The 20,076-nt window shown below is 73.0% G+C and carries 17 protein-coding genes; 8 read left to right on the top strand and 9 right to left on the bottom strand.

Annotated features, from left to right (window positions below; all coding sequences use genetic code 11):
- Positions 1-2 precede the first annotated feature (2 nt).
- From MF672_RS40845 to MF672_RS40825, 5 genes are all read right to left on the bottom strand, one after another.
- Positions 3-809: a carbohydrate ABC transporter permease gene (locus tag MF672_RS40845; protein ID WP_242381134.1), complete on the bottom strand. Its 807-nt coding sequence runs from the start codon at positions 807-809 to the stop codon at positions 3-5.
- Positions 809-1,681, bottom strand: coding sequence for a carbohydrate ABC transporter permease (locus MF672_RS40840; protein ID WP_242381135.1), 873 nt, complete (start codon positions 1,679-1,681; stop codon positions 809-811). Before MF672_RS40840 ends, MF672_RS40845 begins: the two co-directional genes overlap by 1 nt.
- Entirely contained in the window at positions 1,678-2,964 is a 1,287-nt protein-coding gene (locus MF672_RS40835) for a sugar ABC transporter substrate-binding protein (RefSeq protein WP_242381136.1), read from the bottom strand. The genes MF672_RS40840 and MF672_RS40835 overlap by 4 nt, the downstream gene beginning before the upstream one ends.
- 23 nt (positions 2,965-2,987) lie before the next feature.
- Positions 2,988-3,989, bottom strand: coding sequence for a LacI family DNA-binding transcriptional regulator (locus MF672_RS40830; protein ID WP_242381137.1), 1,002 nt, complete (start codon positions 3,987-3,989; stop codon positions 2,988-2,990).
- 197 nt (positions 3,990-4,186) lie between these two features.
- A complete protein-coding gene (locus tag MF672_RS40825; protein WP_242381138.1) occupies positions 4,187-4,531 on the bottom strand; it encodes a DUF6223 family protein in 345 nt (114 codons plus the stop codon).
- 309 nt (positions 4,532-4,840) lie between these two features.
- Here MF672_RS40825 and MF672_RS40820 point away from each other — a divergent pair, with 309 nt between their 5' ends.
- The 5 genes from MF672_RS40820 to MF672_RS40800 all read left to right on the top strand — a co-directional run bounded on the left by MF672_RS40820 (position 4,841) and on the right by MF672_RS40800 (position 11,421).
- Complete coding sequence (locus MF672_RS40820; protein WP_242381139.1) at positions 4,841-6,235, top strand: multicopper oxidase family protein; 1,395 nt, start codon at positions 4,841-4,843, stop codon at positions 6,233-6,235.
- 176 nt (positions 6,236-6,411) lie between these two features.
- On the top strand, positions 6,412-7,815 hold the full coding sequence (locus MF672_RS40815; protein WP_242381140.1) for an APC family permease: 1,404 nt from the start codon (positions 6,412-6,414) through the stop codon (positions 7,813-7,815).
- Positions 7,812-8,465: a GOLPH3/VPS74 family protein gene (locus MF672_RS40810; protein ID WP_242381141.1), complete on the top strand. Its 654-nt coding sequence runs from the start codon at positions 7,812-7,814 to the stop codon at positions 8,463-8,465. The genes MF672_RS40815 and MF672_RS40810 overlap by 4 nt, the downstream gene beginning before the upstream one ends.
- A gap of 70 nt (positions 8,466-8,535) precedes the next feature.
- Complete coding sequence (locus tag MF672_RS40805) at positions 8,536-9,795, top strand: lamin tail domain-containing protein (protein WP_242381142.1); 1,260 nt, start codon at positions 8,536-8,538, stop codon at positions 9,793-9,795.
- A gap of 846 nt (positions 9,796-10,641) precedes the next feature.
- A complete protein-coding gene (locus MF672_RS40800; protein WP_242381157.1) occupies positions 10,642-11,421 on the top strand; it encodes a hypothetical protein in 780 nt (259 codons plus the stop codon).
- 140 nt (positions 11,422-11,561) lie between these two features.
- Here the strand turns inward: MF672_RS40800 and MF672_RS40795 are convergent, their stop codons facing one another.
- Entirely contained in the window at positions 11,562-13,049 is a 1,488-nt protein-coding gene (locus tag MF672_RS40795; protein ID WP_242381143.1) for a bifunctional aminoglycoside phosphotransferase/ATP-binding protein, read from the bottom strand.
- Between the two features lie 130 nt (positions 13,050-13,179).
- Here MF672_RS40795 and MF672_RS40790 point away from each other — a divergent pair, with 130 nt between their 5' ends.
- A complete protein-coding gene (locus tag MF672_RS40790; protein WP_242381144.1) occupies positions 13,180-13,764 on the top strand; it encodes an SRPBCC family protein in 585 nt (194 codons plus the stop codon).
- A gap of 146 nt (positions 13,765-13,910) precedes the next feature.
- Entirely contained in the window at positions 13,911-15,242 is a 1,332-nt protein-coding gene (locus MF672_RS40785) for a glycoside hydrolase family 30 protein (protein ID WP_242381145.1), read from the top strand.
- Between the two features lie 77 nt (positions 15,243-15,319).
- On the opposite strand, the gene MF672_RS40780 is transcribed toward MF672_RS40785, so the two are convergent.
- Genes MF672_RS40780 through MF672_RS40770 form a run of 3 tightly spaced genes read right to left on the bottom strand, consistent with a single transcriptional unit; the run spans position 15,320 to position 18,776 of the window.
- The gene (locus MF672_RS40780) at positions 15,320-16,426 is read right to left on the bottom strand and encodes a 5-methyltetrahydropteroyltriglutamate--homocysteine S-methyltransferase (protein WP_242381146.1); all 1,107 of its coding nucleotides are present in this window, start codon (positions 16,424-16,426) and stop codon (positions 15,320-15,322) included.
- A gap of 10 nt (positions 16,427-16,436) precedes the next feature.
- Entirely contained in the window at positions 16,437-17,912 is a 1,476-nt protein-coding gene (locus tag MF672_RS40775; protein ID WP_242381147.1) for an acyl-CoA synthetase, read from the bottom strand.
- Positions 17,913-17,933: 21 nt separating this feature from the next.
- Positions 17,934-18,776: a PaaX family transcriptional regulator gene (locus MF672_RS40770; RefSeq protein ID WP_242381148.1), complete on the bottom strand. Its 843-nt coding sequence runs from the start codon at positions 18,774-18,776 to the stop codon at positions 17,934-17,936.
- A gap of 104 nt (positions 18,777-18,880) precedes the next feature.
- Here MF672_RS40770 and MF672_RS40765 point away from each other — a divergent pair, with 104 nt between their 5' ends.
- Positions 18,881-20,074, top strand: coding sequence for an ABC transporter substrate-binding protein (locus tag MF672_RS40765; RefSeq protein ID WP_242381149.1), 1,194 nt, complete (start codon positions 18,881-18,883; stop codon positions 20,072-20,074).
- Positions 20,075-20,076 lie beyond the last annotated feature (2 nt).

Genomic DNA, 20,076 nt, shown 5'->3' with positions numbered 1-20,076 from the left:
CCTTATTTGAGGCCGGTCAGGGCGATGCCCCGGACGAAGTAGCGCTGGGTGAGGACGAACAGCACGGCGGTGGGCACGAAGAGGATCACCGAGCCCGCGGCCGTCAGGTGCCACAGCGTGAAGTACTCCTGGTTGAACAGGGTGAGCCCGACCGGGATGGTGCGCATCTCGGGCGTGGTGGTGGCGACCAGCGGCCAGAGGAACTCGTTCCACTGGAAGACGAAGGTGAACAGGGCGAGCACGGCCAGCGCCGGCCGGGTCTGCGGCAGGATGACGCTGCGGTAGATGCGCAGCTCCGACGCGCCGTCGATGCGGGCGGCGTTGATGAGGTCGTCCGGGATGGGCTGGATGAACTGCCGCATGAGGAAGATCCCGAAGGCGTCCATGAGGAACGGCGTGATCAGCCCCTGGTACGTGTTCAGCCACCCCAGGTTGGCCATCAGCACGTACAGCGGGATCATCCGCACGAAGAACGGCACCATGAGCGTGGCCAGCAGCGCCACGAACAGGGTGTTGCGCAGCGGGAAGCGGAACTTCGCGAAGACGTACCCGACGAGCGGGTCGAACACCAGGTGCGCCAGCGTGATCACGCCCGCCACGACCAGGCTGTTGACGATGAAGTCGCCGAACGGCGCGCGGGTGAACAGCTCGGCGTAGTTGCCCCACTGGGGCGAGTCCGGGACGAGCACCGCGTCGGCGGCCAGCGTCTCGGCCTCGGTCTGGAGCGACAGCGACACCATGTAGAGCAGCGGCACCACGGTGACCAGGGCGGCCAGCCCGAGCGTGATGTGGAGCAGGGCCTTGCGCATCAGTAGGTGACCTCCCCGCGCCGCCCGGCCCGCAGCTGCACCAGCGTGAACGCGACGATCACGACGAGCAGCAGCACCGACTGCGCCGAGGAGTAGCCGAAGTCGCGGGTGCGGAAGGCGACGTTGAAGATGTGGAAGACCGACAGGTCGGTGGCGTCGCCGGGCCCGCCGTTGGTGATGATGTACGCCTGCCCGAACGCCTGCAGCCCCGAGATCACCGCCATCACCGAGACGAACAGCGTCGTCGGCGCGAGCAGCGGCAGCGTGATCCGCCAGAACCGCCGCCAGGCGTCGGCCCCGTCGATCCGCGCGGCCTCGTGGTAGGTCTCGGGAATGCCCTGAAGCCCGGCGAGGAACAGCACCATCGTGTAGCCGACGCTCTGCCACAGCGTGACGCCGGCGATGGTGAGCAGCGGCGCGGTGTTGAGCCACTGCTGCTCGGGCAGCCCGAGCGCGCCGAGCACCCGGTTGAGCACGCCCAGCTCGGGGTCGAGGATGTTGCGCCACAGCAGCCCGACGATCGCGACCGACGTCAGGTACGGCACCAGCAGCAGCACCCGGAACACCACCCGGCCCCTGAGCGGCTGGTCCAGCGCCATCGCCAGGGCCAGCCCGAGCACGATCGACCCGATCACCACCAGCACCGCGAACGCCACCGTCACCAGGAACGAGTGCCGCACGGCCGGGTCGCCCAGGGCCTCGGCGTAGTTGCCGAGCCCCGTCCACCGGTCGGCCTGCGGGCCGGTGCGGAAGCTGGTCGCGACGACGTTGCCGATCGGCAGGTAGAAGAAGGCGCCGAAGAACAGGATGGCCGGGAGGAGGAACAGGTAGGCCGTCCGCGCGTAACGGCCCTGGAGCGTGCGGGGCCTCACTTGAGGTAGCCCTCGGCGGACCTGGCGAAGGCGTCCAGGGCCTCGGCGGCCGGCTGGTTCTGGATGAGCACCTGCTGGTACATGACCTTGAGCTGTTCCTCCCACTTGCCGAGCTGACCGGTCAGGCGCACCTGCTGGGAGGAGTCCTGGGCGGTGGGCAGCGCGTCGGCGAAGACCTTGATGTCCGGGTCCGACTGCACTTCCGGCAGGTCGGACCAGGACTTGCGCGGCATGAGCATGCCGGTCTCCTTCGTGGCGGCCTGCTCGACCTCCAGCGCGGTGACGCGCTTGATGAAGTCCCAGGACAGCTCGGGCCGGGCGGCCTTGGCCGGCACGAACATGCTGACCCCGGCCGCCTGCGTGGCCCGCGTCCGGTGCTTCAGCGGCGGCGCGACGCCGAGCTCCAGGTCGGGGCTGGTCTTCCTGATCGGGTCGAGGTCCCACGGGCCGGTGAGGATCATCGCGGCGCGCCTGGCGGAGAACAGCTTCTGCGGGCCGGAGTAGTCGGTGCTCGACACCGGCACCGGGGCGACCTTGTGCTTGTGGATCAGGTCGGCCTGGAACTGCAGGGCCTCGACGGCGGCCGCCCGCGGCTCCATGATCGCGCCGCTCCCCGGCTCGTACGGGGTGACGCCGGCCTGCACCATCCACGGCCACAGGTAGGTGTAGTCCTGGTTGAGCGCGACGCCGTACACGCCGTCCTTGGTCAGCTTCCGGGCGGCCGCCAGGAACTCCTCCCACGTCGACGGCACCTCCACGCCGGCCTCGCGCAGCATGGCCTTGTTGTAGAGCAGCGTGTTGCAGGTCAGGTGGAGCTGCACCCCGTACACCTTGCCCTGGTAGGAGTTGCGCTCCACGGTGACCGGCTGCCAGTCGGCGGGGAAGCCCATGGCCTCACCGTCGCGGTCCACGAAGTCCTGCAACGAGCGGGCGTTGCCGGAGATCGCGAACTCCTGCACCCACCCGCCGGGCTCCTCCACCAGGTCGGGAACGGTCCCGGAGGCGAAGTCGGCCAGCAGCCGGGTGCGGAGGTCCGGCCACTGGTACTTCTGCAGGTTGACCTTCACCTTGTTGGCCTGCTCGAACTCGGCGACGACCTTCCGGTAGGCCTGGTAGTCGTGGCCGGCGTTCCAGTAGACGGTGAACGTGCCCGGCTCGCCGCCGCCGGCCGAGGGCGCGGGCGGCGCGCCCGCGCAGGCCGTGAGGACGGGCACGGCGGCGGACGCGGTGGCGGCGGCCCCGGCCAGGCGGAGCAGGTCACGGCGGCTGAGAGTGGGGGACATCTCGCTTTTCCCTTCTGGGGCTTTCAGGAGGAGCCGCGCCGCAGGTAGGTCCAGGAGCGGACGATCTCGCGGGCGGGCGGCGCCTCCTCGGCCTGGAGGCGGTCGAACAGCAGCCGGGCGACGTCGGTGTAGTCGTGCCTGAGCGGGCCGACGGTGCTGAGCTGCGGATTGGTGATGAGACCCTCGTCGATGTTGCCGGCGCCGACGACGGCGACGTCGCCGGGCACGCGCAGCCCCGCGTCCCTGGCCGCCCAGATCGCGCTGATCGCGGCCCGGTCGGAGGCCGCGAAGATCGCGTCGGGACGGTCGGGGGAACGCAGCAGCTCGGTGGCCGTCTGGTAAGCCGCCACGCGGTCATCCGCCCCCGTGGTGATGATCCGCTCGGTGACGCCGTGCCGGTCGAGGGCCCTGGTGTAGCCGAGGAGCCGGCCCTCGGGCTGCTCCCGGTGCAGCTCGTGGCGGTGCGCGAGGAACGCGATGCGCCGCCGGCCCTGCGCCAGCAGGTGCTCGACGGCCTCCTCGCACGCCTCGGCCTGCGGCGTCCTGACGACGTCGCAGCCCTCCAGCCCGGCCTCGTTGCTCAGCACCACCAGCGGCAGGCCGGCGGCGGCCAGGTCGTTGAGCATGTCGCGGGTGAGGTGGTCGCCGACGACGTTGACCAGCGCGCCGTCGGCGATGCCGCCGCGCAGCACGTCCACGGCCGCCTTCGCGCGGGCCTCGCTGTAGACGGCCAGCGTGATGACGGAGTAGCCGCGCGCGTCGGCCATCTCGTGCAGGTCGGTGGCCAGCCGCTCGTCGGACGGGACGCCGCCGAGCGTGCTGAGCACCAGGCAGACCCGCTGGGTGCGGCGTTTGCGCAGGCTGCGCGCGGCCTGGTTGGGCGTGTAGCCGAGCTGCCTGGCGGCGTCGAGGACGCGTTGCCGCGTCTCGGCGCCGACCGGGCGGTCGCGGCCGCTGAGGACGTAGCTGACGGTCGCGACGGAGACGCCCGCGAGTTCGGCGACCTGGCGTGCTGTGGGTCTCATGCTAGTCGAATAACCTAGCATTCCCTACAGGGATACACGGTAATGGTCTCCTCTGAGGTGGGGATGCGGGCACAGAGCATCGAGATCGGAGAGGTGTCGTGGCCGCCGTGTTAAACGATTAACATGGACCGGTCCTTCGACCGTACTCCTCCACCTCACTCCGGTTCAACCGCCATTTGAGGATCAGCAGCGCGGGGTCAGGCGGGGCGGCGGGAGCGGATCAGGGTGAGCGCGCCGAGGGCGACGGCGAGCAGCCCGAGCCCCAGGGCGGCCCAGCCGCCGACGATCCCGTAGCCGGTGCCGGGGCCGCCCTCGGCGGCGGCCACCACCAGCCCGCCGATGACCGCGCAGGCGAGCCCCGCCGCCAGGGCCACGACGGCTCCTCTTCTCCGGGCCCGGGCGCGGGCCAGCGCCAGCCCGCCGGCGACCACGCCGATCAGCCCCAGCAGGACGGCCACCAACGACCAGAGCCGCCCCGAGGTCAGGGTGTACGCGCCGACGGGCTGGGCCAGGGCGGCGGCCAGCAGGTGATGGACGGACATGAGGGTCCCTTCGGTCCGGGGCGAACGACAGGCGCCATCGATCCTCGCGCCGCCGGGGCCCGCGCCGCCTCCGCCGCACGGCGTCACCCGGTACGCGCTGCCGCGTAGCCGGCCCGCGCCCGGCTACACCCGTCGTCGTACGGCCGCCGCCCGGCAAGGGCCGGCGATCACCAGGGCCCGCCGTCCCGCTGACGTCCCGCGTGGCGAACGGATATCTCCCGTTACTGTCCGTTACCTTGCGAGGTGAACGGGGGGAGCATGACAGTGACACAAACGCCATGGTCCGGGGGGACCTTCTCACGCAGAGGGTTGCTGGTCACCGGGGCGTTCGCGGCCGGATCGGCGCTGACGGCGGGGCTCGCGCCCCCTGCGGCGGCCCAGCACGGGCCGGCCGTGCTGCGGCCCCGTCCCTCGACGGTCACCCTCGGCCGCCGCAGGGTCCGCACGTGGACGTACAACGACGAGCTGCCGGGCCCGACGATCAGCGCCTCCACCGGCGACATCGTGCACGCGACGCTGGTCAACGACCTGCCGGAGGCGACGACCGTGCACTGGCACGGCATCCAGCTCGACCACCGGATGGACGGCGCGCCGGGGTACTCGCAGAAGGCGACCCCGCCGGGCGGGAAGTTCCCCTACGTCTTCCGGGTGCCGTTCCCCGGCACGTACTTCTACCACTCGCACGTCGGCATGCAGGCCGACCGCGGCCTGTACGGGCCGCTCATCGTGCACGACCCGCGCGAGCCGCTGAGTTACGACGAGGAGTACACGGTGGTGCTCGACGACTGGCTCGACGGCCTGCTCGGCACCCCCGACGAGGTGCTGCGCCGGCTCAACGCCAGCACCGACCACGACGACACGCTGCGCAGCGACCTGCTCGGCGGCGTCACCGGCGACGTCCGGCACCCGCTCTACCTGGTGAACGGGCGCCCGCCGGAGGCGCCCGCGACGTTCTCGGCCCGCCCGGGGCGGCGGGTCAGGTTCCGGGTGATCAACGCGGCCGCCGACACCGCCTTCCGGGTGGCGCTCGGCGGGCACCGCATGACGGTCACGCACGCCGACGGGTGCGGGGTGCGGCCGGTCACCGTCGACACGTTCCTCGTCGGGATGGGCGAGCGCTACGACTTCCTGGTCCGGCTGGGCGACGGGGTGTTCCCGCTGGTGGCGATGGCGGAGGGCAAGGGGGCGCGGGCGTTCGCCGTGGTGCGGACCTCGGGCGGGCGCGCGCCGGGGCCGGAGGCCAAGGTGCCGCAGCTCGACGGGCGGCGGCTGGCGTACCGGGACCTCCAGGCGCGCACCCGTCCCGACCTGCCCAAGCCGGAGCGGACGGTGCTGGTCACGCTCGGCATGCGCCCGTCGGGCAACGAGTGGACGATGAACGACCGGCTGGCGAGCGACCCGTTCCGGCTGCGGGTGGACCGCGGCGAGACGATCCGGGTCGTGCTGGACAACCAGTCGCCCATGTGGCACCCGATGCACCTGCACGGTCACACCTTCCAGCTCCGCGTGCCGAACGGGAGCGGGCCCCACAAGGACACGGTGAACGTCAAGCCGCGCGAGCGCGTCGAGTTCGACGTGCTGACCGCCAACCCGGGCGAGTGGATGTTCCACTGCCACAACCTGTACCACCAGGAGCAGGGCATGATGGGCGTGCTCGGCTACGGCCGGCCGCCCCGGCGGCGGGCCGCGCACGGTCACCATTGACCCGCCCTGGGCGTTGACGTCCGGGCTCACCGTCCCCGACAGGCGCGGTGAGCCCCGGGGGCCCCTTGCGACGTGACCCCGGGCTACGGAAGGATCACCGAGTCGGCCCCCGCCCCCGCCCCCCGCCCGGCGAGACACCCCCCGCGCTTGCCGCATGACGACATGGAGAGGCTGTCGTGCGCACACAGGAGAGCATCGAGCAGTTCGGCTACCGCCAGGAGTTACGGCGCGGGGTCGGGCTGACCGACCTCGTCTTCTACGGCCTGGTGTTCATGGTGCCGATCGCGCCGTTCGCCATCTTCGGCCTGGTCTACTCCCGTTCCGGGGGCATGCCGGTGCTGGCCTACCTGGTGGGGATGGTGGCGCTGCTGTTCACCGCCTCGTCGTACGCGCAGATGGTCAGGGCGTTCCCGTTGTCGGGGTCGGTCTACAACTACGCGGGGCGGGGCATCGCGCCGCCGGTCGGCTTCCTGACCGGCTGGATGGTGCTGCTCGACTACATCCTCGTGCCGAGCCTGCTCTACCTGGTGGCCTCCATCGCCATGCACGACATCGTGCCGGCGGTGCCGGTGTGGGCGTGGCTGGTCGGCTTCGTCGCCGTCAACATGGCGATCAACCTGCGCGGCATCCGGATGACGGTCCGGCTGACCCGGGTGATGATCGTCGCCGAGCTGGTCGTGCTGGCGTTGTTCCTGCTGGTCGGGATCTGGGCGCTGCTGCAGGGCAAGGGCCGCGGGTTCAGCCTGGAGCCGCTGTTCAACGCCGGGACGTTCTCCTGGCCGGTGGTCTTCGCCGCGGTCTCGGTCGCGGTCCTGTCCTTCCTCGGCTTCGACGGGATCAGCATGCTGGTGGAGGAGTCCACCGGCGGCTCGGAGCAGGTCGGGCGGGCCATGCGGATGGCGCTGGTGCTAGCCGGGGTGCTGTTCGTCACGCAGGTGTGGGTCGCCGCCCTGCTCGTGCCCGACCCGGACGGGCTGCTGCGCTCCGGCAGCGGCACCGCCTTCTACGACGCCGCCGCGGTGGCGGGGGGCGAGTGGCTGCGGCACGTCACCTCGGCCGCCACCGCGCTGTCCTGGGGGCTGGCCAACACGCTGGTGGCGCAGGTCGCCGTCTCCCGCCTGCTGTACGCGATGGCCCGCGACCGGCAGCTCCCGTCGTTCCTCGCCCGGGTGTCGGTGCGGCACTCGGTGCCGGCCAACGCGATCGTGCTGGTGTCGGCGCTGTCGGTGGGGCTCGGGGTCTGGATGTCCGTGCGGCGGGACGGGGTGGACCTGCTCAGCAGCCTCATCAACATGGGCGCGATGGTGGCCTTCATCGTCCTGCACGTGTCGGTGATCGTGCACTACGTGGTGCGCGGCGGCTCGCGGGCGTGGTGGCCGCACCTGGTCGCGCCGCTGGCCGGCATGGGCATCCTGATCCTCGTGGTGATCAACGCGAACGTCCTGGCGCAGGTCGTCGGGCTCGCCTGGCTGGCCGCCGGCGTGCTGATGCTGATCTCCCTGTACGCGCTCGGCCGGCGTCCGGCCTTGGGCGGCGTCCCGGCGTCCCGGCGTCCGCCGGCCGCGACGGAGGCGTCGTGAACCGGCTGCCGCTGCACCAGGACCTGTACCTCATCGCGCACGACCAGTCCGGCAAGCTGCTGGTCCACCCGGCCTCGATGGGGCTGGGGCTGGCCGGGGCGGCGATGCTGGAGCTGGCGCTGGCCGGCCGCGTCGCGGTGGCCAGGGGGCGGGTGGCGGCCTCTGTCCCGTCCCGGCCCGCCGCCGATCCCGCCGACGCCGCCGACGACTTCTCGGGCGACCTGCTCGCGCTCGTCACGCGGGAGCCCGGCGACGTGCGGACGCCGGTCAAGAAGGCGGCCGGCGCCGCCTACGAGCGCACCCGCGAGGCGCTGGTCGCCGCCGGGGTGCTGCGGCGCACGACCAAGCGGGTGATGGGGCTGCTGCCGACCACCCGCTACCTGATCGCGGACATCGCCTCCGTGGTGCGGGCCTCGTCCGGGGCCCGTTCGGCGGTGGAGGGCTGGCGGCAGCCGGACGCGCGCTGCGCCGCGCTGTGCGGGCTGGTCGCGGCGCTGCGGCTGGAGGAGGAGCTGTATCTCGACCAGCCGTCCGGCCGCCTCGCGGCGCGGCTGCGGGAGATCGCCCGCGAGGGCTCACGGGAGGTCGCCGAGCTGGTCGGCGTCGTGGAGACGCTGGTCGGGGAGGCGGCGGTAGCCGTTTACCGGTGATTAACCCAGACCTGTAGACGATGCCCCTTATGCGAGCTACGCTCCGCTCGCCGAGCCAAGGGGGATCCTGATGAGCTACACCCTGTTACGCGGCACCTTCGTCATCCGCTACCCCGACCTGCCCCGGCGCGGGCCCGAGCCGGACGGCGACACCGTCAAGTTCCGGCCCGACAACCCGGCGCTGGTCGAACGGCTGGCCCGGCACTCCGGACGGCCGCCCGGCATCAACCGCCGCGGCGTCTCCGTACGGCTGGAGGCCATCGACGCGCTGGAGACGCACTTCGCCGAGACCCACCAGGAGCCGGCCGGCGCGCTGGCCGCCCGGGACGAGCTGCTGCGCCTGCTCGGCTTCACCAACGTCACCTTCTGGGACGACCTGCCCAACACGGTCCGCTCCGCCGACCAGGACGAGCTGCGCGGCCACGTGCTGAGCAACGGAATCGACGCCAACGGCCGGCTCATCGCGTTCGCCTACGCCGGCGACCACCCCGGCCCCGACGGCTCCGCCGTGTTCCTGGACGGGCCCCTCGCGGACGGCTCGGTCAACGCGGCGCTGCTGTCGGCCGGGCTGGTCTACCCGGCCTTCTACGCGACGCTGCCCGCCGAGCTGCGCACACACCTCGCCGAGGTCTCCGCGCAGGCCCGGCGGAAGGCGCTGCCCAGCGGCATCTGGCCGCGCTCGACCGGCGACCCGAACGGCCCCGCCACGATCGCCGGCCTGACCGCCGCCGAGCAGCTCGTGATGTGGCCGAAGCTGTTCCGGCGCATCGTGCCGTACCTGGCGGAGGGGTTCACCGACTTCTCCCACTTCGACGCCTGGCTGCGGGCCGACCCGGTGCACCGCGACGACCAGCTCTTCCTGCTCGACAAGCTGGAACGCGGCAACCTGCACGACGTCGTGCGCGCCTCCGGGCAGCAGGTGCAGCTCACGGTCTGGCCCGAACGGTTCGTCATCGACCCCGACCCCGCGCCGCCCGGCGCGCCGGTCCGGCCGCCGCTCATCGCCGCCGGCGACCTGCTCATCGTCGCCGCCCTGCCCGACCCGGCCGGGGCCGACCGGGGGGCCGAGTCGGTCACGCTGCTCAACCTCACGCCGGACGCGGTGGACCTCTCCGGGTGGTCGCTGTCCGACACCGGGGGCGGGCGCCTGGCGCTCAGCGGCTCGATCGCGGGCGGGGCGACGCTGCGGGTGACGCCCGGCGCGGCGCTGCGGCTCGGCAACCAGGGGGACGGCCTCGTCCTGGTGGACGAGGCGGGCACCACCATCGACCAGGTGACGTACAAGGCCGACCAGGTCCGCGCGGGGCGGACGATCTGCTTCGGCCGCTGACCCGCAGGCTGCCTCGGGAGGGCGCACATGGTGCACGGTCCGGACGCCGAACGGCTCTGCGAACGCTGCGGCACCCCCATCGACCCCCTCCCGACCTGCCCCCACTGCCCATCCCCACCCGACCTGACCCCAACCGCCCCACCCGCCTCGCCCCGGCAGGGTCCGGCGCCTGACCCACCCCAACCGGGCCCCGCGCGGCCCGGTGCGCCTCAAGAGGGGCGGCCCCAATCGGGCCCGTCCCGGGACGGCCGGCCTGCGGCGGGGCCCTCCCGCTCCGCCGCTTCACCGCCGCCACCACCACCGCCACCGGCGTCGGGGTCGGGGTCGGCGTCGGCCCGTCCGGAGCGACCGGGCCGCCCTCGTCCCAGCCGGTCGCAGCCGGGTCACCCCTACCCGAGCGCGTCCCGGCCCGGCCGCCCCCGCCCGCCCGCACCCCAGCCCGGCCGGCCCCGTCCCGGCACGCCCCCGCCCGAGCGCCCGAACCCGACCACGCCTCGGCCCGGAGCCTCACCCTTCGACCCACCCCCCCGCGACCCCTCACCCACCAACGAGCCCCCGCGCGGCCCCTCACCCTTCGACCCACCCGCGCGTGGCTCCTCGCCCTTCGAGCCACCCCGGCGTGACCCTTCGCCCCCCGACCAGGCCTCCCACGGCCCCTCGCCCTTCGGCCCGCCCCCGCGCGGTCCCTCGCCCTTTGACGAGCCCCGCTCCGGCCCTGCGTCCTTCCCCCGGCCCCAGTCCGGCCCCTCCGTCTTCGACCCCTCTCGGCCCGGTTCGCCCGGGCGGCCCGGGCCTCAGGGCGGCGCCCGTCCGCCGGAGGGGCAGCCGGGGTGGTGGCGGGCGTCGGTGCTGGTCGCCGTGGGCGTGGCCGTGCTCGCCGCCGGGCTGGTCTGGTGGGTCGTCGCCACCCGCACCCCTACGCCCTGGCAGGCCGTCGCCACGGACGTGGCAACCGCCGTCCCGGCCCCATCGGCCACCGCCCCGTCGCCCGCAGCTCCCTCAGCCGCAGCCCCGTCGGCCGCAGTCCCGTCGGCCGCCCCGTCCGGCCGGCAGGCCGCGTCCGACCAGGCGCCCGCCGCCTCGGCGAAGCCCGCCGCACCCGGCACGACCGCGTCCGCAGGGCCCGCAGCCACCGGACCCGCGGCCACCGCACCCACGGCCACCGGGCCCGCGCCCGCCGGCGAGGCCGCCGTTCAGGCGCGTGCCGTGAACGCCCTCCTGGCCGGCAGCAACGCCGCCCACGCCGGCCTCACCGACGCCATCTCGGACGCCACCCGTTGCCGCCGCGCCGGCCTGAACACGATCCAGCGGATCACCGCCGCCCGCCGCGACCAGCTCGCCGCCGCCCGCGCGCTCCGGGCCGACGCGCTCCCCGGCGGAGCCGCGCTGAAGAGGTCGCTGGTCGCCGCCCTGGACGCCTCCTTCGACGCCGACGCCGCGTTCCTGACCTGGGCCCGCCGCCACGTCGCCGCCGGCTGCGCCGACCCGGTGGCCGGGGACCGCGACTACCGCCGGGGCCTGGCCCGTTCGCAGGACGCCCGCAAGGCCAAGACGCGCTTCGCCACGGCCTGGCGGCCGATCGCCGAGACCCACGGCCTCACCGCCTGGCGCCCGGACCAGATCTGACGGCCCCGACCGGCGGACCACACCTGCCCCCTGTCCGACCCGACCAGATCTGCCGGTCCGTCCGGCCGGAGCCGCGCCGCGCCGTGCCGCGTCGTGCCGGGCCGTGCCGCGGCCGGGCCGCGTCGCGTTGCGCCGCGTTCTCAGCCGGCCTCGATGCGTGAACGCTGGAAGCGCCACGACCGTTCGCGCCCGTCAGGCCGCACCGCCGCCAGCGCCCGTTCCAGGGCCTGTGCCGGCTCCACCCCGGTGTCGATCTCGACGGCGTCCGGCCAGTCCGGGGCGTCCGCGGCCATCTTCCTGCGGATCTCCTCGTCGGCGTCCGACAGCTCGGGCTCCCGGGTGACCAGCCGTTCGGCCGCGACCTGCGGCATGACGGTGCAGCGCAGCGCGACCAGGTCGCTGCTGGTGCGCGCGGCCACCTCGGCCGCCACCGCGCGGTGCCGCTGGTCGCCCCAGGAGGCGTCGATGATCACCGGCTCGCCCTGCCCGAGCAGCCGCTCGGCGCGGACGAGCAGTTCGGCGTAGGTGCGGGCGGTGTGCGCGGGGTCGTAGATGCCCTGCCGGTAGGGGGCGCTGGCCGCGCGCGTGGGGTCGAGCCCGGCCAGCTCCTTGCGCACCCGGTCGCTGCGCAGCAGCGTGTGGCCGAGCCGGTCGGCCAGGCCGCCGGCGAGCGTCGACTTGCCGGACCCGGGCGAGCCGCCCACCAGCACCAGCGTGACGGCCCCGGCGCGCAGGTGGCGCAGCGCCAGCTCCGACAGCCGGCGCGCCTCCCAGCCGGCGTCCGTCTCGCCCTGCCACTGGCGCAGGCACGCCACCTTGGCCCGGACGAACGCGCGGTAGGCCACGTAGTGGTGCCACAGGGCGGGCGGCGCGGGGTCGCCGGAGAACTCGACGTACCAGCGCAGGAACCGCTCGGCCTGGCGCGGCGCGCCGAGCCGTTCCAGGTCCATGGCGAGGAAGGCGGCGTCGTCGAGCCCGTCGAGGAAGCGCAGCCGCTCGTCGAACTCCAGGCAGTCGAGGATGCGCGGCCCGTCGTCGAGGCAGAAGACGTCCTCGGCCAGCAGGTCGCCGTGGCCGTCCACGACGCGGCGGCCCGCGACGCGGGCGTCGAACAGCGCCCGCCTGCCGTCGAGGAAGCGGGTGGCGAGGCGTTCGGTCTCGTCGAGGACGGCGGGGTCGACGGTCCGGCCGGGCAGGCCGCGTACCTGCTCGAAGCTGGCGTTCCAGCGGGCGCGCAGCGCGTCCAGGCCGCCCTCGCGGTCGATCTGCGGGCCGTGCCGGGCGCCGGCGTGCAGCGCGGCGAGGCGGCGCGCGACGGCGCGCAGGTGCTCGTCCACGGGCTTGCCGGCCTTGACCAGCGTGGCCAGGCGGCGTTCCTCGGGCATGCGGCGCATGACGACGAGGTGCTCGCAGACCTCGCCGCCGGGGCCGACCACGTCGGCGACGCCCTCGTAGACGTCGTCGCACAGCCTCCGGTTGAGCTCCACCTCCTGCTCGCAGGCCCAGCGGCGGGCCCGCAGCGTGCTGAAGTCGAGGAAGCCGAGGTCGACCGGCTTCTTGAGCTTGTAGGCGTGCTCGCCGAGCAGGAACACCACGGCGGCGTGCGTCTCCTTGGTCGTGGTGTACATGACGCCACCTCCCCTTTCAGTGGAGATCACCGCCAGGGGCGACGCCAGGGCCGAAAGGCCCCTATCCAAGCGGGCCGCGAGGCCGGAGACTGGGCAGTCCCGACCGATCAGCGAAGCGAAGGAGTACAGGATGTTGTTCCTCCCGCGGTTACTGCCCCGCTCGATGTTCAGGTTCGCGGCGGGGGCGGCGGCGGGCTACCTGCTCGCGGTGCGCCCCTGGCACCTCCGCTGGGGCGCCGACGACGCCGAGGTGCACGGCGAGATGGCCGGCGACGACCTCGTCACCGTGCCGCAGTACCAGGCGACCCGGGCCGTCACGGTCGAGGCGCCGCCGGCCGCCGTCTGGCCCTGGGTGGTCAGGTTCGGCGGCTACGTCCCCGGCGCGTACACCGGTCCCGCTCCCGGCGAGGGCGGGGAGCAGCCGGATCTCAAGGCCGGCGAGGCGCTGCCCGGCGTCCAGGACGCCGTGGTCGAGCGGGCCGAGCCGCCGCACACGCTCGTGCTGGCGCAGCGCGGCGCGGAGGCGGTCGCGTCCTGCTCGATCGCGCTGCGGGAGCTGCCGGACAACCGGACCAGGATGGTCTTCCGCGTCCGCATCAGGGCCGAGCCGGGCCTGGGCGGCGTCGGTTACCTGGCCCGGATGGACCTGTCCGACTTCGTGGCGATGCGGCGGCGGATGCTGACCGTCAAGGAGCGGGCCGAGGCGACCGCCTGACCGGCTGTCGCGCCGCGGCGGCGTCGTTCACGGGGAAAAACCCGGAGACGGCGCCGCTGTGGTGTTGACGGGAGACGTTTCCGGCATTTAACGTTCCGGCGATCGGCGAAACATATCGCCATGCTTCCGAAACTTTCGGAGTCGCCATGTTACGAGGCATCGTCGCGATCGCCCTGCTCGGCCTGCCCGCCCCCACCCCCGGCCCGGCGCACCCGCCCGTCACCGTCGACGAACACGTCCGGCACCAGGAGATCGACGGCTTCGGCGTCTCCCAGGCCTTCCGCCGCAACGAGCTGCTCGAGGCGCTGCCCGAGGCGCAGCAGCGGGAGATCCTCGACCTGTGGTTCGACCGGGACAAGGGCGCCGGGATGAGCATCCTGCGGCTCGGCATCGGCTCCTCCCCGGCCGGCAGCCCGTACGACCACATGGTCTCCATCCAGCCGGAGAACCCCGGCGGCCCGGACGCCCCGCCCAAGTACGTCTGGGACGGCGACGACAACAGCCAGGTCTGGGTGGCCAAGGAGGCGCAGCGCTACGGGGTGCGGCGCTTCTACGCCGACGCCTGGAGCGCCCCCGGCTACATGAAGGACAACGGCGACGACAAGAACGGCGGCACCCTGCTGCCCGAGTGGCAGCGCGCCTACGCGAACTACCTCGTGGCGTACACGAAGTTCTACGCCAAGGAGGGCATCAAGATCACCGACCTCGGGTTCACCAACGAGCCCGACTGGACCGCCAGCTACGCCTCCATGCGCTTCACCCCCGAGCAGGCCGCCCAGTTCGTCAAGGTGCTGGGGCCGCTCGCGCAGCGCGCCGGCGTGAAGGTCGCCTGCTGCGACTCCTTCGGCTGGAACGAGGCCAAGGCGTACACGGCGGCCATCGAGGCCGACCCCGAGGCCCGCCGCTGGGTCAAGACGCACACCGGCCACACCTACGCGAGCCCGGTGGACGCGCCGCTGCCGACGCACCGCAAGACGTGGATGTCGGAGTGGAACCCCAACGGCGACCGCTGGAACACCGCCTGGGACGACGGCAGCGGCTTCGACGGCATCACCATCGCCTCGGCCATCCACGACGCGCTCACCCTCGGCCAGGTCAGCGGCTACGTCTACTGGCTCGGCGCCTCGCGCGGCGCGACCCGCGCGCTGCTCCAGATCGACGACGTCGCCAAGACCTACAGCGTCTCCAAGCGCCTGTGGGCCCTGGCCGCCTACAGCCGCTTCATCCGCCCGGGCGCGGTCCGGCTGGAGGCGACGGCCGCCGACCCGGCGCTGAAGGTGTCGGCCTTCCGCAACCCGGACGGCTCGCGGGTGATCGAGGTGCTCAACACCGGGACGGCCGCGGTCACCTGGCAGGGCGTGCGCGGCCACGCGACGGCGTACGTGACCAACAACGACAACTCCCTCACCCCGTCACCGGTGACCGGCCGCACGGTGACCCTTCAGCCGCGGACGCTGACCACGCTCGTCGTCCGCTGACCGAGCTGGCGAGAGCCCGGTCAGGGTCCCCCGGGCTCTCGCCGCACCACCGGGCCGCATCACCGGGCCGCGCGCGGCTAGCGCGACCCCCACACCTCCTCCGCCGTCTCCACGATCAGGCGGAGCTTGGCGAACTGCTGGTCGATGGTCAGCTCGTTGCCCTCGACGGTCGAGGAGAAGCCGCACTGCGGCGACAGGCAGAGCTGGTCGAGGTCGACGAACTTGGCGGCCTCGTCGATGCGCCGCTTCAGCGTGTCCTTGGACTCCAGCTCGCCGCGCTTGGTGGTGACCAGCCCGAGCACCACCGTCTTGCCCGGCGGCACGTAGCGCAGCGGCTCGAAGCCGCCGGAGCGCTCGTCGTCGAACTCCAGGAAGAACCCGTCCACCTTCAGCTCGCCGAACAGCGCCTCGGCCACGTGGTCGTAGCCGCCGGAGGCGGCCCAGGAGGAGCGGAAGTTGCCGCGGCACATGTGCGTGGTGACGGTCATCCCGGCCGGCTTGGCGGCGAGGGCGGCGTTGATCTGCTTGATGTAGCGGAGGTGCAGGTGCTCGGCGTCGTCGCCGCGCGAGGTCAGCTCGGCGCGCTGCGCCGGGTCGTTCAGGTACGCCAGGCTCGTGTCGTCGAACTGCAGGTACGTGCACCCCAGCGCGCCGATCCTGCGGACCTGCTCGGCGTAGGCGGCGCTGAGGTCGCGCCAGAACTCCTCGGCGTCCGGGTACACCTTCGGGTCGATGGCGGCCGGACCGCCCCGGTAGTGGACCATGCTGGGCGAGGGGATGGTGAGCTTCGGCACGGCGGTGGTCACCGTGTCGCGCAGGAACGCGAAGTCGTCGGCGAAGATGGTCTCGCCGAGCCTGATCCGGTCGGTGACGCGCAGCGCGGCCGGCGTGTACTCCAGGTCGCCCTGGGCGTTGTGGAAGCGGACCGTGATGCGCTCGTCGGCGGCCTGGCCGACGCCGCCGAGGCGGTAGATGAAGTCCATGTGCCAGGACGCGCGGCGGAACTCGCCGTCCGTCGCGCTCCGCAGGCCGGTCTCCTCCTGCCTGCGCACCACCTCTCTGATGGCCGCGTCCTCGGCCTCGCGCAGCTCGTCGCCCTGGAGGGTGTCGCGGGCGCGCAGCAGCTCGGCGGGGCGGAGGAGGCTGCCGACGTGGTCGGCGCGGAACGGCGGTGCGGTACGCATATGTCAGCTCCTATCCGTACATTTTTCTCAGCGGGGCCTTGAGCAGCTTCCCCGCGGCGTTCTTCGGCAGCTCGGGGACGAACTGCAGATATTTCGGGATCTTGTAGCGGGCCAGCCGGCCGTCCAGGTGCTTGATCAGCTCCTCCGGCTCGGCGGCGGCGCCCGGCCGCGGCACGACGAGGGCCTTGCCCACCTCGCCCCACCGCTCGTCGGGCACCCCGATCACCGCGCACTCGGCGACCGCCGGGTGCCCGTACAGGACGCTCTCCACCTCGGCGGGGTAGATGTTCTCGCCGCCGGAGATGATCACGTCCTTGATGCGGTCGGAGATGCGCACGAAGCCGTCCTCGTCGGCCACCCCCACGTCGCCGGAGCGGAACCAGCCGTCGCCGTCGAGGACCTGCGCGCTCTCCTCCGGGCGGCGCCAGTAGCCGGGCATCACGTTGGGGCCCTGCACGTAGACCTCGCCGGGCTCGCCGGGGGCGGCGAGGGAGCCGTCGGGGGCGACCAGCCGCACGTCGGAGAAGAAGCACGGCACCCCGGCCGTGCCCGCCTTGTCCACCGAGTGCTCGGCCCCGAGGAACAGCGCGCCCGGCGCGGTCTCGGTCATGCCGTAGCCCTGGAGGAAGGTCAGCCCGCGCTCCTGGTAGGCGCGGATCAGCGGCAGCGGCACCGGCGCGCCCCCGCACAGCAGGTGGCGCAGGCTGGACAGGTCGGCGCCGGCCCAGCGCGGCGAGCGGGTGAGGAAGCCGAACATCGACGGCACGCCGAACATCACCGTCACCCGTTCCCGCTCGATCAGCTCGAACGTGCGCTCCACGTCGAACGACGGCTCCAGCAGGCACCGGCCGCCCTTCAGCACGGTCGGTACCAGCGTCTGCGCCAGCGCCGCGATGTGGAACAGCGGCGCGCTGACCAGCGTCACCTCGTCGGGCCCGAGCGGGACGTCCACCAGCAGGTTGACCGCGTTCCAGGTGAGGTTGCCGTGGGTGAGCATGGCGCCCTTGGGGCGGCCGGTGGTGCCGGAGGTGTACATGATCAGGCAGACGTCGTCCAGGCCGACCGGCTCGTCGATCGGGCCGGGCGGGCCGCCGGCCACCAGGTCCTCGTACGCCTCCGCGCGGACGTGCCGGCCGGGCAGGCCCGCGCCGTCGTGCCCGTCGCCGAGCAGCAGCACGGCCGGCTCGGCGTCCTCCAGCACGAAGCGCAGCTCGGGCACGGCGAGCCGGGTGTTGAGCGGCACGAACACCGCCCCCAGCAGGCCCGCCGCGAAGAACGTCTCGACCAGGGCCGGGGAGTTGGGCCCGAGGTAGGCGACCCGGTCGCCGCGCCGCACGCCCATGGCGGCCAGCCCGGCGGCCAGCCCTTGGGTGCGGTCGCGCAGCTCGGCGTAGGTGTGGTCGCGTCCTCGCGCCGACAGGGCCACACGGCCGGGCGTCATGCGGGCCCTGCGCGCCGGCCACGAGCCGATCCCCTGATTTCGCATCGGGCCTCCCAAGCCCTCAAGTTAGGCCACTTCGTGATCGCTGTCACCGTTGTGCCCGATATTTGGCTCCGCTGCGGAGTCGTCGGGGATGGTGTCGAGAAGGCGTTCCGCGATCGCCGCCGCCTCCGGGCGGAACCGTTCGTGCAGCGTGTGGCAGAGCCGCTGGGCCCGCTCGGCGGGCCAGTCGGGCGGCAGGTGGCGGAGCGGCAGCCGGGGGTCGGCCCGGATGATCTGCAGCCAGCCGGTCAGCAGCGTCAGCGAGCGGGCCAGGTCGTCGGGGGCGTCGGGGGCGGGGTCGGGCCGGTCCCAGCGGCACAGGAACTCGTGGTAGCGCCGGCCGAGGCCCTCCAGGTCGTACGCCTCCCGCACCAGCGCCTGCATGTCGGTGGGCCGGCGGGGCTCGGCGGCGAACACCTTGACGTTCGCGCCCAGGTCGGCGCGCAGGTCGTCGATCACCTCGGTCACGTCCACCTCGCCGGGGGCGATCCACAGGCCGTTCTGCAGCGGCCCGAAGCCGGCCCAGGTCAGCCGGGAGCGCAGCTCGTGCCGCTGCCGCTGCCACGACTCCGGCAGCGAGAAGCCGATGAGCGTCCAGCGGTCCTCGGCCGCGTCGTTGACGACGCCGCTGTGCCAGATGCGCCGCTCGCCGTCCCTGAGCACGTCGGCGCTGGCCGGCGTGAGGCCGAAGTACATGCGCCGGCCGCGGCGGCGGCGGCGCAGCAGGCCGCGGCGGACCATGCGGGTGAGCGTCGAGCGGGTGGCCTCCTCCGAGACGCCGACCTTCGCGAACGCCTCGATGAAGCTGCGTGAGGAGACGCAGATCCCGCGCCCGTATACGTGATCTCCGAGAAAGGTGAGAATCACCGATTGAGGCCGCATGGAGCCCTCCCCCGGATGTTGGGCACTCTATTGACAGCCGTAATGTACATGCCTACATTCAGGGCCACATCGCAGTCAGGAGGCCCTGAATGCGCAAGTTTCTGCCCTCATTGGTGGGCGTGGTACTCGCCGTCGCGGCGTGCGGCGGCGGCGGGAACGCGGGCTCCGGCGGCGGCCAGGGCCCGATCAAGGTGGGCCTGATCGTCTCGCTCACCGGCAACTACACGCCCCTGGGCAGCGAGGACAAGAAGGCCGTCGAGCTGGCGGTCAAGCAGGTCAACGCCCAGGGCGGGCTGCTCGGCCGCAAGGTGGAGCTGGTCACGCGGGACGACAAGACCGCCCCCGACCAGGGCATCGTGGCCTACAACCAGATCAAGGGCGACATCGACGCGCTCATCGGGCCGGTGTTCTCCAACGCGGCCCTCGCAGTCGAGCCGCTGGCGCAGCGCGACAAGATGCCGTACCTGTCGCTGGCCCCGGCACAGGAGCAGGTCGAGCCGGTCAAGTCGTACATCTTCGTCACGCCCGCGCTGTCCAGCATGTACGCCGAACGCTACCTCCAGTACATCCAGGCCAAGGGCATCAAGACGATCGCCGTGGCGTGGGACTCCAAGAGCGCGTACTCGGTCTCCGGCCACCGGTCGATGACCGCCCTCGCCGCGAAGTACGGCGTCAAGATCGCCGTGGACGAGCCGTACGAGACCACGAACTCCGACTTCAGCGCCCTGTTCCAGCACGTACGCGACTCCCCCGCCGAGGCGCTGGTGTTCTGGGGCTCCGGCGCGCCCGGCGTGACCGCCGCCAAGCAGTACGTGGCCTCCGGGCTCAAGACGCCGCTGTTCCTGACCGCCTCGCAGGCCAGCAAGCTGTGGCTGGAGCCGATGGGCGCCGCCGCCGAGGGCATGACCGTGCAGAGCGCGATCGGCGTCGTCGGCGACGCGCTGCCGGCCGGCAAGCAGAAGCAGGTCATCGACCAGATGGCGGGGCCGTACCAGCAGGAGCACGGCTACCCGCCGCCGCAGTTCGCCCAGGACGGCTACAGCGCGAGCCTGCTGCTGTTCGAGGCGATCAGGAAGGCGAAGAGCACCGACAAGGCCAAGGTGCAGCAGGCCCTGGAGGCCATGGACCTGATCACGCCGAACGGCCGCTTCCGCTACTCCGCCACCGACCACTCCGGGCTGTCCCCCGAGTACATCTCGGTCAACACCGTCAAGGGCGGCAAGTTCGTCCCGACCGAGTGGGCGATGGAGCAGCTCACCAAGACCGTCAGCGCGCTGGGGTGACG

Origin of the sequence: Actinomadura luzonensis, assembly GCF_022664455.2 — a bacterium.
In the GTDB taxonomy this organism is placed as follows: Bacteria; Actinomycetota; Actinomycetes; order Streptosporangiales; family Streptosporangiaceae; genus Nonomuraea; species Nonomuraea luzonensis.
The sequence above is the reverse complement of the archived record's forward strand: the minus strand, read 5'-3'. Positions and strand labels throughout refer to the sequence as shown.

Excerpts from the sequence above, each read along its gene's own strand:
- MF672_RS40845 (WP_242381134.1), bottom strand. The coding sequence starts at position 809 with ATGCGCAAGGCCCTGCTCCACATCACGCTCGGGCTGGCCGCCCTGGTC.
- MF672_RS40835 (WP_242381136.1), bottom strand. The coding sequence starts at position 2,964 with ATGTCCCCCACTCTCAGCCGCCGTGACCTGCTCCGCCTGGCCGGGGCC.
- MF672_RS40830 (WP_242381137.1), bottom strand. The coding sequence starts at position 3,989 with ATGAGACCCACAGCACGCCAGGTCGCCGAACTCGCGGGCGTCTCCGTC.
- MF672_RS40825 (WP_242381138.1), bottom strand. The coding sequence starts at position 4,531 with ATGTCCGTCCATCACCTGCTGGCCGCCGCCCTGGCCCAGCCCGTCGGC.
- MF672_RS40805 (WP_242381142.1), top strand. The coding sequence starts at position 8,536 with ATGAGCTACACCCTGTTACGCGGCACCTTCGTCATCCGCTACCCCGAC.
- MF672_RS40795 (WP_242381143.1), bottom strand. The coding sequence starts at position 13,049 with ATGTACACCACGACCAAGGAGACGCACGCCGCCGTGGTGTTCCTGCTC.
- MF672_RS40790 (WP_242381144.1), top strand. The coding sequence starts at position 13,180 with ATGTTGTTCCTCCCGCGGTTACTGCCCCGCTCGATGTTCAGGTTCGCG.
- MF672_RS40785 (WP_242381145.1), top strand. The coding sequence starts at position 13,911 with ATGTTACGAGGCATCGTCGCGATCGCCCTGCTCGGCCTGCCCGCCCCC.
- MF672_RS40780 (WP_242381146.1), bottom strand. The coding sequence starts at position 16,426 with ATGCGTACCGCACCGCCGTTCCGCGCCGACCACGTCGGCAGCCTCCTC.
- MF672_RS40775 (WP_242381147.1), bottom strand. The coding sequence starts at position 17,912 with ATGCGAAATCAGGGGATCGGCTCGTGGCCGGCGCGCAGGGCCCGCATG.
- MF672_RS40765 (WP_242381149.1), top strand. The coding sequence starts at position 18,881 with ATGCGCAAGTTTCTGCCCTCATTGGTGGGCGTGGTACTCGCCGTCGCG.